General features: G+C 61.2%; 11 protein-coding genes. 5 read left to right on the top strand and 6 right to left on the bottom strand.

Translation table 11 applies throughout. From position 1 onward, the window contains the following. The coding region (locus V2S85_RS22140; RefSeq protein ID WP_330704976.1) for a hypothetical protein at positions 1-216 on the top strand (216 nt) is incomplete at its 5' end. Positions 217-497: 281 nt separating this feature from the next. Here the strand turns inward: V2S85_RS22140 and V2S85_RS22135 are convergent. After that, positions 498-2918: a TonB-dependent receptor gene (locus V2S85_RS22135; RefSeq protein WP_330704975.1), complete on the bottom strand. Its 2421-nt coding sequence runs from the start codon at positions 2916-2918 to the stop codon at positions 498-500. A gap of 282 nt (positions 2919-3200) precedes the next feature. Here V2S85_RS22135 and ribB point away from each other — a divergent pair, with 282 nt between their 5' ends. After that, on the top strand, positions 3201-4361 hold the full coding sequence (gene ribB, locus V2S85_RS22130; protein ID WP_330704974.1) for a 3,4-dihydroxy-2-butanone-4-phosphate synthase: 1161 nt from the start codon (positions 3201-3203) through the stop codon (positions 4359-4361). A 38-nt stretch (positions 4362-4399) separates the two neighbouring features. Next, complete coding sequence (locus V2S85_RS22125) at positions 4400-4897, top strand: flavin reductase family protein (protein WP_330704973.1); 498 nt, start codon at positions 4400-4402, stop codon at positions 4895-4897. 6 nt (positions 4898-4903) lie between these two features. Here V2S85_RS22125 and V2S85_RS22120 read toward each other — a convergent pair whose 3' ends face one another. The 3 genes from V2S85_RS22120 to V2S85_RS22110 are packed head-to-tail and all read right to left on the bottom strand — an operon-like array spanning position 4904 to position 8356. After that, positions 4904-6577, bottom strand: coding sequence for a bifunctional 3-(3-hydroxy-phenyl)propionate/3-hydroxycinnamic acid hydroxylase (locus V2S85_RS22120; RefSeq protein ID WP_330704979.1), 1674 nt, complete (start codon positions 6575-6577; stop codon positions 4904-4906). Between the two features lie 37 nt (positions 6578-6614). Further along, the gene (locus tag V2S85_RS22115) at positions 6615-7463 is read right to left on the bottom strand and encodes a fumarylacetoacetate hydrolase family protein (protein WP_330704972.1); all 849 of its coding nucleotides are present in this window, start codon (positions 7461-7463) and stop codon (positions 6615-6617) included. 26 nt (positions 7464-7489) lie between these two features. Beyond that, entirely contained in the window at positions 7490-8356 is an 867-nt protein-coding gene (locus tag V2S85_RS22110) for a VOC family protein (RefSeq protein ID WP_330704971.1), read from the bottom strand. A gap of 176 nt (positions 8357-8532) precedes the next feature. Here V2S85_RS22110 and V2S85_RS22105 point away from each other — a divergent pair, with 176 nt between their 5' ends. Then, positions 8533-9996, top strand: coding sequence for a carotenoid oxygenase family protein (locus tag V2S85_RS22105; RefSeq protein WP_330704970.1), 1464 nt, complete (start codon positions 8533-8535; stop codon positions 9994-9996). A 37-nt stretch (positions 9997-10033) separates the two neighbouring features. Next, the gene (locus V2S85_RS22100; RefSeq protein WP_330704969.1) at positions 10034-11506 is read left to right on the top strand and encodes an aldehyde dehydrogenase family protein; all 1473 of its coding nucleotides are present in this window, start codon (positions 10034-10036) and stop codon (positions 11504-11506) included. Between the two features lie 80 nt (positions 11507-11586). Here the strand turns inward: V2S85_RS22100 and V2S85_RS22095 are convergent, their stop codons facing one another. Together V2S85_RS22095 and V2S85_RS22090 are read right to left on the bottom strand one after the other, a co-directional pair. Further along, positions 11587-12345, bottom strand: a complete 759-nt coding sequence (locus tag V2S85_RS22095) for an IclR family transcriptional regulator (RefSeq protein ID WP_330704968.1) — start codon at positions 12343-12345, stop codon at positions 11587-11589. 364 nt (positions 12346-12709) lie between these two features. Then, a complete protein-coding gene (locus tag V2S85_RS22090) occupies positions 12710-14182 on the bottom strand; it encodes an aldehyde dehydrogenase family protein (protein ID WP_330704967.1) in 1473 nt (490 codons plus the stop codon). Positions 14183-14192: the final 10 nt, after the last annotated feature.

Below are 14192 nucleotides of genomic sequence, written 5' to 3'. Positions count from 1 at the left end.
CCGGGGCGTTCGTATCGAAACATGTTTCGAAATCAGTTTCATCTCTCACTGGTAACCTCGCCATTCATTGCGGCGAAACTTAACAACCTCGGAGCATCTGAAAATGTGGGGGATCTTTACCGCTTACAGTCCACCGTTCTTACTGCGGTGACGAAAGATCTCGTCATCTCGCCCGGGTCGACCATCCGTGCGCTCGCGACACCGTTACGGGAGTAGCCGGGCTGGTCGACCAGATGAGGATCCCGGTATTAAACCGTGAAACTGGGTTGCAGGAAAGGCGCTGTGGTCACCGCCAGGTTGATTTGGCCGTATGCACCGGTGGCCGGCGTGCGGAGGTTCGGTCCGCACGCCAGTTCCACGAGGCAACCGGCGACCCGGTCTTCGCTGATACGGAGCCGGAGGTCGTGCCGGAAAATGCCGATCCTTGCCCACCGGGCGCTTTGCGCCTCCATTTCGCCAACGCCTCAAAAGCGTGGGGCCCTGTTGCACCGTCTTCGTCATAGCTTTGCAGTGAAAACGGCGCCGACCGTCCGCGGATCGGACTGCGTCGCGGTCGCCTGCAAGGGCGTGACCGACTGGAGGTTGACGTAAGTCTTTATTCGCTTGTTGGTGAGGTTACGAACATATCCCGTCAAACTGAACCTGCCATCCCCCGACGTCCACGTGGCGTTGAAATTGGCCAGCAAGTTCGGCTTCTGCCGGAGGTAGGCCAACCCGCCCTGTGCGGCGAGCGCAGGAGAGGTGTACAGGACGTCATAGCTCGATCGCGCGATTGCCTCCGCATGCAGATTCAGGCTCGCCCCTGCGTCGAGCCTAAATTCGTGGTCGAAGAAAACCGTACCCGTGGTGGGCGCGAAGCCCCATAACTCGCGCTGAGCGACCGCCTCGGCAAAGCCTGCAGGCAGGTCATGAAATTTCGATTCGATATGACTGAAGTTCAATCCGATCCGGTCCGCGGAAGTCACCTGGAACAACGTCTCGATTTCAGCGCCGGTCATCCTGAGGGGAACGTTGAACAATACAGCGCTGGCCGGGTTGCTCAGGTCAAGCTGCACGCTCGCCTGGTAGCCGGCATAACTGTAGTGAAAGAGGCCGACGTTCACCTGAAGCCGACGGCCGAAGAACCGGTTCTTGCTGCCCACTTCGAACGCCGTCAGTTTTTCCGATTCGTATGGGAAAGCAGTAGGAACGTTGCCGGCACCCGTGCCGACCTGGACGTCTCCGGGCAGGAAGGCGGTCGAGATGGAACCATAGAGCAGGCTGGTTGGCGTCAGGTCATACTCGGCGCGGACTTTGTAGGTCACGTTCTTGAAGGTGCGTCGCCCCGCTTGGCCAGCGACAGTGATGCTCGAGGGCGATTCCGGCAAACCGGCAGACGCGGAATTGGCCGGCGCCACGGCACAACCGCTGAGGCCTCCCAGAGGCGTATTGCAGAATACATTCAGATTTGATGTGTAGACTTCCTGCGTGGCCACGGCGGTCTTGTCATAGCGAATGCCTGCAGTCAGGCGCAGCGCCGAAGCAACGGGGATGGTTGCTTCGGCGAATATGCCGACATCCCGCGTTTTCCGACGTATATTCGCTTCAAACAGGGAGCCATTCGATGCTTCCCAGGCGTTACGATTACTGCTTCGAATATCGTTGTAGTAATAAAATAATCCGGTCTGCCAGTGGATTTGCGAATCTTCGCCTGATGACAGACGCAATTCATGCGTAATAAATTCGTCGTGCGGCGTCGAGACAATTTGCTTAAGGGTCCCTCCGCCTGGCCCGACGACGAATACTTCGGCATCCTGTTTCCATGTCCGATAGGCTGGAAGGTAGGTCAACTGCGCGTCCCCGATGTCGAGGCGCGCTTCTGCCCATAGTTGTCGGAACTTTGTATTGGCACTGCCGACCGAGTAATCCTGGTATTCGACCTTGGCTGGTTCGACGAGGTTGCCTGAAACCCCACCGTTGTACAAGCGCTTGTCCTGGAAGGCGCCACCCACGAGAAGAGTAAGTCGATCACCCGGCTGGATCAGAAGCTTGGCCTTCGCTTCATTCACCCGGCTCGCCCCAAAACCCTTGCCGACGTCGACTCCATCGCGCTCATAGTGGTTCGCTGCGACACGCAGGCCCAACTGGTCTTCCACCAGCGGCACATTGATCGCACCCGACACGTGAAGAAGATCGTAGCTTCCCGCTTCGACTGCGCCCTCGACGCCAAACCTGCCGAGATCGGGATTGCGGGTGTGAATCGCCACCAAGCCTGCGGTAGCGCTACGCCCATACAGGGTGCCTTGGGGTCCACGCAGGACCTCGACCCGATCAACGTCGAAGTTCCCGCCAATGCCGCTGTAGACGCCATCGACATAGAGGGCGGTCGCGGGAACGCCGGAAAGGGTTTGCCCGGCGAGCCCGCCGTTGGAGGACACCCCGCGAATGGTGATGCCGGCACTTGGACTGTCATTGCCGGTGGGTTCGTTCGTCACGCCTTCGGATTCCCCTCCAGAAACGCCAGGTACGGTTTCCAGGATGCTTCGAAGGGTGAACTTGCCGCGCGCCAGCAAGTCCTCTCCGCTTTGGACTGTCACGGAGGCGGCCGTCTTTTGCACGTCGCTGGACCGTCGTTCGGCCGTCACGATGATATCTTGCAGGACCTGTGGTTCGTTGCGAGTGGGCGGAGCGGGGGCAGCGCGTGAGGCGATCGGCACGCACAAGGCGCCGATCGAAAGCGCCGCTACTGCGGTTCCAACTCGAAGCGAGCGACGACGCGCCCCGGATGAATGGTCCTGCATATCGATTCCTCCCCTTTTTTCGGACGGCTCGCCTCGCCCACGAAAAGATGCTCGTGTCGTGGTTGCGGCGGCGCTCTTGATGGCGATGCTTCCTGGACGCGACATTTCGAGAAAGCAGAGCCGAAAACTAGTGGCCACAATTAAGTCTTTGGAGGGCCGGGTGCCGATGCCGCCGGATCGCCGCGCGACCGCGCCCGTCTCCTTCATCAGTGAGAGGAAATGGGCCGGTGCATCACGACAACCCTTGTCCGCGAGGCGTGCAGGTCGGAGTACGACCGGAGGCTGAGGCAATAACGTCAATTACAAAATAAACATCTATTGCCATATAACGATAATTCGTGTATTTAAATCCGGCTGCGTGCGTGCGCTGCGCCCTCTTCGCTCAGGGCAGGCGAACGCATGTTCTCACCAAGAGACCGGATGATTGCGATGTTAAGTGAACTTGAGTATCTGTGCAGCCGCGCCGGCGACCGGGTCGGCAGCGGCATGCCGCCTGCGACGCTCGCAACCCCCGAACAGATCATCGACGATGCGCGCAACGGGCGCATGTTCATTCTGATTGATGACGAAGATCGCGAGAATGAGGGTGACCTCGTCATCCCCGCACAAATGGTCACGCCCAATTCTATCAATTTCATGGCAACCCATGGCCGGGGCCTGGTCTGCCTCGCCTTGTCTCGCTTGCGTTGCGAGCAACTGGCCTTGGAACCGATGAGCCGCGAAAACGGCACCCGGCACGAGACGGCCTTCACGGTTTCCATTGAAGCCAGGTGCGGTGTGACGACGGGAATTTCGGCGGCAGATCGAGCGCGAACGGTTTGTGTCGCAATCGATGCGACGACGACGGCCCATGACCTCGTGACGCCGGGCCACGTGTTTCCTTTGATCGCGCGCGACGGCGGTGTGCTGGTAAGGGCCGGCCATACCGAAGCCTCGGTAGATATCGCTCGCCTAGCGGGGCTCAATCCCTCTGCCGTGATATGCGAGATCCTGAACGAAGACGGGACTATGGCCCGTCTGCCGCAGCTCCAGCCTTTCGCGGAACGGCACGGACTGAAAATCGGCACGATCCGTGACCTCATCGCCTATCGTCGCCGCTTCGATCATCTCGTCGAATGCGTATCGAGCACGACCTTTACATCCGAACACGGCGGGGACTGGCGTCTCCTGACCTATCGCAACAAGGTCGATGGCACTGACAATTTCGTGCTGCAAAAAGGCGAGGTGATCCCTGATGGCGAAACGCTCGTCCGGATGCACACAGCCTCGCTCCTGTCTGATCTACTGGGCGAGCAGGGGCCTCGCGAGCGCGCCATTCCCCTTGCTATGGAGAAGATCGCCAAGAAGGGCACCGGCTTGATCGTGCTCCTCGTCCCGCGGACAGATACGGGGCTGAGCCTTCACAGCGTGCGCCCCGCAGATGCCGAGGTGGATCGGCGCAGCTATGGGGTCGGGGCGCAGATACTGGCTGACATGGGCGTCCATGACATGATGCTGCTGACCAGTTCGAAACGTCCACATCCCGCCGCGCTGGAGGGCTACGGTCTTCGGATCGTGCGTACCGAGCCGCTCGACGAATAGATTCCGAGGGATGCAATTCTTCGTAAAGGAAGCTGCAAATGATATTCGACGCCGCCACGTTTCGGAAAATCCTGGGTCACTATCCGACGGGCGTGTGCGTCGTTAGCGCAGTGACCGCAGACGGGCGCCCTATCGGCATGACTGTGGGAAGCTTCACGTCCGTGTCACTCGAGCCGCCACTTGTGGGTTTTTTTCCGGACCGCAAGTCGACCAGTTGGGCAGCTATCGAAGCGATGGGTCGCTTCTGCGTGAATATCCTGGCTCGAGACCAGGACCGGCTTTGCCGCAAATTCTCCGCGGCCAGCGCGGACCGTTTCACGGACGTTGTCCATCGCCTCTCGCATCATGGGTCGCCCATTCTGGACGGTGCCGTGGCCTGGATCGACTGCACGATCCATTCCGTGACGGAGACCGGCGACCATCTGCTCGTATTGGGCGAAGTGCAGGCCATGGCCGCCCAGCCGTCGGCGTCCCCCCTCGTCTTCCTGCGTGGCAAGCTGGGGCACGTGATCGACATCGAAGTGTCGAGGCCATGACGAGCATTAGCCTGGCGTCGGTGGGGCTTGGCCCCACCCATCCGGATCCTGGCGCGCAGTCGCGGTGCCCGCCTCGCGTGGTGCCTGGTCGAGTAACTCCGCCAGCCGCTGTGCGAGGCGGTTTTCCTCGCCGATGCGGAATGTGGTCAGGACATAGCGGTCGGGGCGCACGAGGAGGACGCGGTCCTCGCTGCCGCCTGCCGCTTCGAGAAGAACGCCGGCTGGATCGAAGACAGCCTCTATCCCGTCAGGCAGTTCGCCCAGCGCGCCTTCGGATTTCACGACCAGGATTTTAGGCGCAAGGGAATCCAGGGCGGGGCTCCCGGCCAGCTCGACGATCGAGCCGGGCGGTGCCCGAAAGGTGATCAGAGCGAAGCCGTCGCCCAAGACATCGTCCAGGAGAGATGAGGATCCATCCTCGCGAATGACCATGGGTTGGGGCAACAAGCGACCGACCAGGGTATGTCGGGTGCCCTGCTTGTCAGGCAGGATGAGCCCGGACGTGAAGCGCGGCTTGGGCTTGTACTTCATCTGGCTGAAATAGTCCCGGCAGCGGGGCCACAGACCCATGACACGAAACAGGGTTTGGGTCAGATGACCCATGACCTTGTTGCGGGGTCCCATGATCCGGCCCATGCGCAAGGCGAGCCGGATCATCTCGCGCACATGATCGCGTCGCTCGCTTTCGTACGTCTCAAGAAGACATTGCGAAGCGCGGCCCGAGGTGACCCACGCGAGTTTCCAAGCTAGGTTATGCGCGTCGCGGATGCCACTGTTCATGCCCTGTCCGGCGAACGGCGGAGTCAGATGACACGCATCGCCAGCGAGGAAGACCCGACCAAGCGACCAAGTCGGCGCCAGTCGCGCGTGGAACGTGTAGACCGTCTTGCGATTGACGCGACTGGCGGGATGCACTCCATGCGACGAAAGCAGCGCTGCCACGGTCGCTTCCTGGACCATGACCTCGGGTTCCTCTCCGTCCAGCAGCTTGAATTCGAATCGCCGGGTCCGATCCGGTCCCGGAAGGGCAATGCAAGGTCGACGTGCATCGCAATACACGATCGTTTCCTTGCTCGTCGTCGGCGAGTCTTCGAGATCGACGATCAGCCATTTTTCCTGGAACGTCTCCCCGTCGAGGGAAAGCCCCAGGGCGGTGCGCACCTCGCTGCGCGCGCCATCGGCCCCGACGAGGTAGTCGCATCGTACAGCTCGGCGCATGCCTTTCGCGTCGACAAGGTCAACGTCCACGCCATCGCCCCGCTGCGCAAACCCAAACAAGGTCCAGCCAAAGAGCGTATCCACGCAGGGCGATTCATCGAGCGCCTCGCGCAGTTGTGCTTCGAGGCGCGGTTGGCGGAAGGCATTGCGGCGAGGATAGCCGTAGGGCTGCTCGCGGGGTTCGACCTTGAGAAAGGTGCGCCCCCCGGGGGTCAGATATTCCGAGCCATATCCCGCGACGATCCCGGGCAGCACCGTGCCGATCACGCCGGCCGCCTGCATCGTGCGAAGTGACTCGTCGTCGATAGATACCGCACGAGGTTCCTGGACCGTCATTTCGTTCCGCTCGACCAACAGCGCGTGTGCGCCGTAGCGCGACAGAAGGTTGGCAAGCGTCAACCCCGTCGGGCCGCCTCCAATCACTACCACCGAGTACCGCTGGGCTGAGCGTCGGTCCGGCATGGAGTGCGTACTGCAGGTAGCTGCCATGTCGATCGCTTTATGCCTCCGCATGGATTGTGTTGGTGAGCAACCCCACGCCAGGAATGTCGATTTCGACGACGTCACCGGCCTTCAGCCATACCGGAGGCTGGCGCTTGGCTCCGACTCCACCAGGCGTACCGGTGACAATGACATCGCCCGCTGCCAAGGGCGTGAATGTCGAAATATAGGCGATGAGGCTGGGGATCGGAAAAATCATGTCCGCGGTAGGCTGCGATTGCATGACTTCGCCGTTCAGGCGTGTCGTCACCGACAAGTCGGCCGGATCCGGTATTTCGTCGGGGGTGACCAACCACGGGCCGAAGGCTCCGGTTCCCGGAAAATTCTTGCCCGGCGTGAACTGCCGCGTGTGCCACTGCCAATCACGGACGGACGCATCGTTGTAGCAGCTGTAGCCGGCGATATGTCCGAGCGCATCGGCCTCGTCGATCTTCCTCCCAGCCTTGCCGATGACGATGGCAAGCTCCCCCTCATAGTCCAGCATCGTCGAAACCTTGGGGAGAAGGATTGGCCGACCATGTCCGACCTGGCTGTCTGCGAAGCGCGTGAAGATCGACGGAAATTCAGTCTTGTCCCGGCCAGTCTCCTGACGATGGGTCTCGTAGTTGTGACCGATACAGAAGATCTTGTCCGGGTTGCCGATCACCGGCGTGAATGTCACGCTATCAATCGGAAGACGCGCGGCGGTCGTCTTCACGGCGCGGACGGCATCGAGGGCACCGGCGGAAATGACGGACTTGAGGTCGGGGAACCGGCCTTCCAGCTCTCCCCCGGAATCGATGATGTCGGCATTCTCGACGATGCCGTAGCTTGCCCGGTCGCCTGCAAGGAAACTCGCCAATTTCATTCCTGATTCTCCGTTAACGGGTGCGGTCAGCTGCGCAGGAGCCCTTGGCCCCAGCTATTGAGCGTACGTTGCTCGTGCGGCCATTGGCCGACCGGGCGTCCATGATCGACCAGCTCGAGTTCGGCCGAGATTTCGACCCAGTTCCCGTCGGGATCGTGGACAAAGAGAAAAAGGTTATTGCCTGGCCCGTGGCGGCCCGGCCCCCACTGGATCGGAATATGCTCCGATGCCATGTGATCGGCCCAGTCGCGGATCATGTTCCAGTCGCTCGTTTCATAACAATGATGGTCGAGACGGTCTTCAGCCGCTTTGAAGACGGCAAAACTATGATGCTCTCGGCTGCAGCGCAGGAAGGACGTGCGCACGCATCCCTCTGCGTCAAGCACGTCGTCCGAAAGGGTGAACCCAAGCCCCTCGGTAAAGAAGCTCACAACGTCGGCAGGGGTGCGACTCGCCACGACGACATGCTGCAGCCGCGCGGGCAACTTGCGCACCTTCTCAGCCGACGGCTGTGGATCTCGGGGAAGACCAAAAACGAAGCGATTGCCGTCCGGATCGCTTGTTTCGATCGCGTCTCCGAGAAGATGGGCATTACTTCGCCGAAAGCTGTAGCCTGCCTGGACGATGCGGTCCGCGAGGCGCTCAAGTTCATCCTGATCCGGGAGCGCGAAGCCGGCGCGCAAGAGAGTCTTCGGCGCTCCCAACCTGAATATCAGGTTTCGATCAGGGCCCGAGGCGACGATGGCATCATCATCGACCCGCACGTCATAGCCCATCGCCCGTTCATAAAAGCAGGCCAAGCCTCTCGGATCGGGACTTGCCATCTCCAGGAAATGAAGGCTCGCGACAAGCGTATCGGTCGGACGCCCCTGTCTGAACTGGGCACAAGACATGTCGTACTCCACGAGAAGGAACGACCACCTCGGCCGCTTTGACACCAAAATTCCTATATATCAGGAATAATGTTGTCAATCGCGATCTTCGTTGGATATACTCAGCCCACCTGCTGACCCCGCCGCGCAGCGGTGTCGGATCCCGGGCTGCCTGTTGCGCCCAACGGAGAGGATCGATGGCAATACTATTTCCCGCGACTGCCGAATTCATCGGTGCACTCTATGCCCCGTGCCGCTTCGAAGGCTCGGTCAACGATCTGGAGGTTGAGGGCACTGTTCCAACCGAACTTGAAGGGACCTTCATCCAGGTCGCGCCGGACCCGGCCTACCCCCCCATGTTGGCCAACGACATATTCTTCAATGGGGACGGCGCCGTGACCGCTTTCCGGTTTTCCGGTGGGCATGTCGATTTCCAGCGCCGCTACGTCGAGACCGACAGGCTCAAGGCACACCGAGCCGCGCGCCGCTCCCTACACGGGATCTATCGCAATCCCTTCACTGACGATCCGGCCGTCGCGGGCGCCAGCGCCACGACGGCAAACACCAATGTGATCGCGTTTGGTGACCATCTCCTGGCCTTGAAGGAAGACAGCCTTCCCGTGGCACTCGACCCCGTCACGCTCGAGACGATCGGCAATTGGGATTTCGCCGGACAAATAGGAGACGGGCCGTTCACCGCCCACCCCAAACGCGATCCAGAGGACGGCAGCCTGCTGGCGTTCGGATACGAGGCGCGTGGTATCGCGTCCCGGGACATCGTCTACTACGAGTTCGACGCCATCGGCTGCAAGCGCCGCGAAACATGGGTGGAGGCGCCCTACGCGGGAATGGTCCATGACTTTGCCGTCACGCCGAATTTCGTCATATTTCCCGTCCTGCCTGCGACCGCCGACCTTGAGCGAATTATGGCCGGCGGACGTCATTTCGAATGGCAGGCAGAGCTCGACTTCCAGTTCGGGATCATGCGACGCGGTGGCGACGGGAGCGATATACGCTGGCTTAAAGCGCCCAATTGCTTCCAGGCGCATGTACTCAACGCTTTCGAGACGGGCGACCTAATTCATCTCGACATGCCCAGTGCGAGCGGAAACGTTTTTCCCTTCTTTCCCGAAGCGAACGGCAGTTCACCGCTGGCCCACGAGCTTCACTACGAATTGACCCGCTGGACCTTCGACCTCGCCAATCCCGGCGAACCGCCTTTGCGAACGACGCTTTACGACGCCCCTTGCGAATTCCCGCGCTGCGACGAGCGCGTTGTCGGCCGGCCTTACCGCCATGCCATCATGCTGGGTTGCAACATGCGGCTATTTGCAAGTGAGCGCATGGGGCCTCCGCCGTGGCAATTCTTCAATCAGCTCGTCCGACTGGACCTTTCGACCGGGCTGGCGGAAAGCTGGTGTGGGGGCGACGCCGAATGCTTCCAAGAACCAACCTTTGTTCCGCGTGGCCCATCGGCAGCAGAGGGCGACGGCTTCATCCTCGCACTCCTCAACCATCTCGAAAGCGCGACCACCGAACTGGTGATCCTCGATACTCGTGACATCGCCCAAGGCCCTGTCGCTACGGTCCGACTGCCGCTGCGCCTGCGCATGAGTCTTCATGGAAGCTGGGTCGCAACACCGCCCTTCCCCAAGCCCTGAAGGGCGCGAGACAATCCCACCTGATAAGGATCGAATGATGTCCCGGAAACCTCCCTATGATGACTTCAATGGTCAATACATCGACGGTTCGTGGCGAAGCGGGCAGACAGGCAAGAGCCTCTCCAACCATAATCCCTTCGACGGCAGCGTGATTGGCGAAATCACGCTAGCGAGCAAAGCGGATCTGGATGCCGCTTACAAGGCTGCTGCCCAAGCGCAGAAATCCTGGGCGGCATCCTTGCACAGCGAACGTACTGCGCTCTTCCTGCGCGTCCTCTCAATTCTTGACGCCCGCAAAGATGAGATCATCGGCTGGTTGGTCCGCGAGGCTGGTTCAACGCTGCTGAAGGCAACCCTCGAATGGGGCGCTGTCCGAGCCGGAACGCTCGAAGCCATGGCGCTGCCTTCTAGAGTCGCGGGCAGGATCATGCCGATCGACGTCCCAGGCAAGCAGAGCTTCGTGTATCGCGAGCCGCTTGGGGTGGTCGGCGTCATCAGTCCGTGGAACTTTCCCATGCATCTTTCCCACCGCTCAATTGCGCCAGCGCTTGCCCTCGGCAATGCCGTGGTCGTTAAGCCGGCCGATGATACGCCGGTCACGGGCGGGCTCTTGCTCGCGAAGATCTATGAGGAGGCCGGGCTGCCCCCTGGCCTCCTGAACATAGTAATCGGCGATGTCGCCGATATCGGCGATGCCTTCAGCCTGCATCCCATACCTAAGCTGATTTCCTTCACGGGTTCGACACGCGTCGGCAAGCAGATCGCCGCCCTTGCGGCCACCGGCCCGCACCTCAAACATGTCGGCCTGGAACTTGGCGGCAACGCACCGATCGTCGTGCTCGACGATGCGGACCTCGAACTTGCTGTCCGGGCGGCGGCCTTCGCCCGCTTTCTCCACAATGGCCAGATCTGCATGAGCGGAAACCGCATTATCGTCGACGCCCGCGTCCATGACGCGTTCCTCGAACGTTTTGTGGCACACGTCCGCACTTTCAAGACAGGCGACCCAGCCGATCCGGCAACAGTCATAGGCCCGCTCATGAACGCCAGGCAAAAGGCGGCGGCCTTGCGCAGCATCGCCGGTGCCCGAGACGCCGGCTTCGCGGCGCAATTGTCAGGCGAGGCCGATGGGCTACTGGTACCGCCCCACATCTTTTCCGGCGTCACCAATGACAGCACCCTCGCACAGGCCGAGCAATTCGCGCCGATCGCCCCGATCATCAAGGCCGCCGACGAAGCGGAAGCCTTGCGGTTTGCCAATGCGACTGAGTTCGGCTTGTCGAGCGCCGTCTTCACGCAGGACGTCGCCCGGGGCATCCGCTTCGCCCGGCGCGTCGAGGCTGGCATGACCCATGTGAATGACATCTCGGTCCAGGACAGTCCGTTCAACATGTTCGGGGGCGAGAAGAATTCAGGCATCGGCCGTTTCAACGGCGACTGGATCATCTCGGAGCTGACCACCGACCACTGGATCACGGTTCAGGACACCCCGCGCCAATACCCTTTCTGAAATGGTCTGTCGCGTGGGACCAGCCGCCGGCCGTTCGAACCGCGAGGCATTCGACGTGCAGGAACAGGGACGGCGCGCGATCAGCGCGCCTGCAACTTTTCAGACACACGCCGTCCGGCAGCGTCCACACTGGCGAAGGCGGCCTCGTAACGATCGCGCTGATCGGCAAAGGCACCTGCGGCAACGACAAGTCCGATGCTGCCGAGCACGATCTCGTCAGCGCCAAATATCGGTGCGGAAATTCCCATGAGGCCGGGATCGAGCTCGCCCGTAGTCGCCAGCACCGTTTGCCTGCGAAGCTGGCGGACGGACCGCTTGAAACCGTCCCAGTCGCTACCGAGACCGGCCTCCTCCACCCCTTGGGGATCGCTGTCGTAGAACCGGCGCAGCGGCCGAGACGTCAGGTTCGCCAAGATAATTTTCGATGCGGAGCCTCGCGTCAGGGGCATGGGGCGTCCGCGCTCGTAACTGATCGCAAAGCTCGGCGGTCGCACCACATACTGGTCGATGCACATGACCTTTAGCCGGTAGATCCGGCACAGCAGCCCGATCGCACCGGTATCGACGCTTTCGGTCAGCGTGCGAAGCACGTCCCTCGCCGCATTCGCGAGCGGGTCAAATCGCCGGGCAACACGGTCCAGTTCGATGATCCCAGGCCCCAGCATATACCGCCCGGCCTTTTCACTCACGAGAAGGCCAGCCTCGACGAGGCTCCGCACATACTGATAGGCGGTACTGCCGGAAAGCCCGAGTTCGACCATGACGGCATCGACTGTCCACTCTGGTCTTTCGATCGTAAAAAGGCCGAGAACTGACAAGACACGATCTGCGGTGGACATCATTTTCCCCATGCCCTGCTTAGCTGGTCAACCGCAGGCACGCAGTCCTTTAAAGGTGGAGGCGCGACGAGGGCAAGGTGAGATATCCCCCTGCACCGCCACTACTCTCTGCGAATCCTACCGGAAAAGTGGTCTTGGCAACGAGCCGAACGCTATCGCCGCCAAATGCTCTGACACGCCCGCCGATAGTCAAGGGTAAGCGCCGCCCCAGGAGGCTGCCGTGCGACCATGTGGTGTCGAACGCTACCATCGCGCTTGCCGGTTTCGGCAGGCAAAGAGGCGCCCGCCCGCGATGGGCAGCAGACCAAGCCGCCCTCACGGCCTTAGCTGCGTGCATCGGCCATGAGGGCGCAAACAGCTTTGGCTAGAAGGGATAGCGGGTCGGCGAGGAACCGATGGTCATCCACTGCCAGTGCGTGAATTCATCCCAATTGGTCGTACTGCCGAAACGGGAGCCGTTGCCCGATTGCCCTATTCCACCAAAGGGTATGCCTGGCAGGTCCGAAATCGTCTGGTCGTTAATGTGGACCATGCCTGCACGGATCTGGCTGGCGACTCGGAGACCGCGCTCCAATGAGGCAGTCTGTACGGCGCTGGACAGGCCATATTCAGTATCGTTGGCAATCCGGATCGCGTCTTCCTCGTCCTCAGCGACAACGACAGGTGCGACTGGGCCAAATATCTCCAGATGATAGGCGGGCACCTGGGGGTTCACGTCTGCCAGTACGGTAGGCCTATAGAACGGTCCCTCGCCCAGCCCGCCGGTGAGAAGTCGAGCTCCGGCGGTGACCGAATTGCGCACGATCTCGTCGATGTTCGACAATTGCCGGGCATTGATGATGGGTCCGATCGCCACGCCTTCCCCGCGATAAGGGTCCCCAACCTTGAGCTGCGCCGCCTTGCGCGTAAGGATCTCAAGATAGTCATCGACGACCTTGCGATCGACGATGTGTCGGCCGCTCGCCATGCAGATTTGCCCCTGGTGGAGAAAAGAGCCCCAGGCGCCGGCGGACGCGGCAGCTTCGAGATCTGCGTCGTCAAGGACGATGAAAGGACTTTTGCCTCCGAGTTCAAGTGCGACCTTCTTGAGGTTCTTGCCTGCCAGTTCGCCTACCCGGCGGCCCACTCCCGTAGAGCCGGTAAAGGTCACCAACCTGACCTGCGGCAGGCTGATCAAGGCCTCGCCGACGTCGCCACCACCATTCACAATGGTGAAAAGACCGGCGGGTACACCCGCCTCTTCAAACATGCGCGCCAGGATCGCGCCACCGACGATCGGGGTCTGGGGGTCGGGCTTGAGAATGACTGCATTGCCAAGAGCGATCGCGGGCGCAACCGAACGCATTGCCAGCAGCATGGGAAAATTCCAGGGCGTGATGACCGCCACCAGCCCGAGGGGAACCCGCCGGGCAATGCTGAGCTTCGTGGGATCCGGATGCGGCAAAACCTGGCCATCGGGCGAGATCAGCAAGGCGGCGGAATGAATGAGTTCGCCGATCGTGCCATTCAACTCGGTCTCTGCCTTACCTCTCACGCCGCCGGTCTCGCGCATGATCAGCCCGACGATCTCCTCCTTTTCCTGAGTAAGCAGGTCAGCCGCGCGGCGCATGATCGCGGCGCGCTCTTCGGCGGGAGTCGCCGCCCAGATCTGCTGTGCCGCCATCGCCCGGCGAGCGAGGTCTGGCAGCGCAACGAGATCAATGGCGCCGACCCGGCCCAACTCGTCGCCGGTCGCGGGTTCGACCACCGAGATCAACCGCGTGGCCTTGCGCCAGTGGCCGTCGAAAATATGATCCGACCAGACGGCGGGGTCGGTCAGCGGCAGTGTTTTGCTCATGATGCTCTCC

This window comes from Novosphingobium resinovorum (assembly GCF_036352595.1).
Classification (GTDB): Bacteria; Pseudomonadota; Alphaproteobacteria; order Sphingomonadales; family Sphingomonadaceae; genus Novosphingobium; species Novosphingobium resinovorum_B.
Note: the sequence above shows the minus strand (reverse complement) of the source record. Positions and strands in the feature narration are given on the sequence as shown.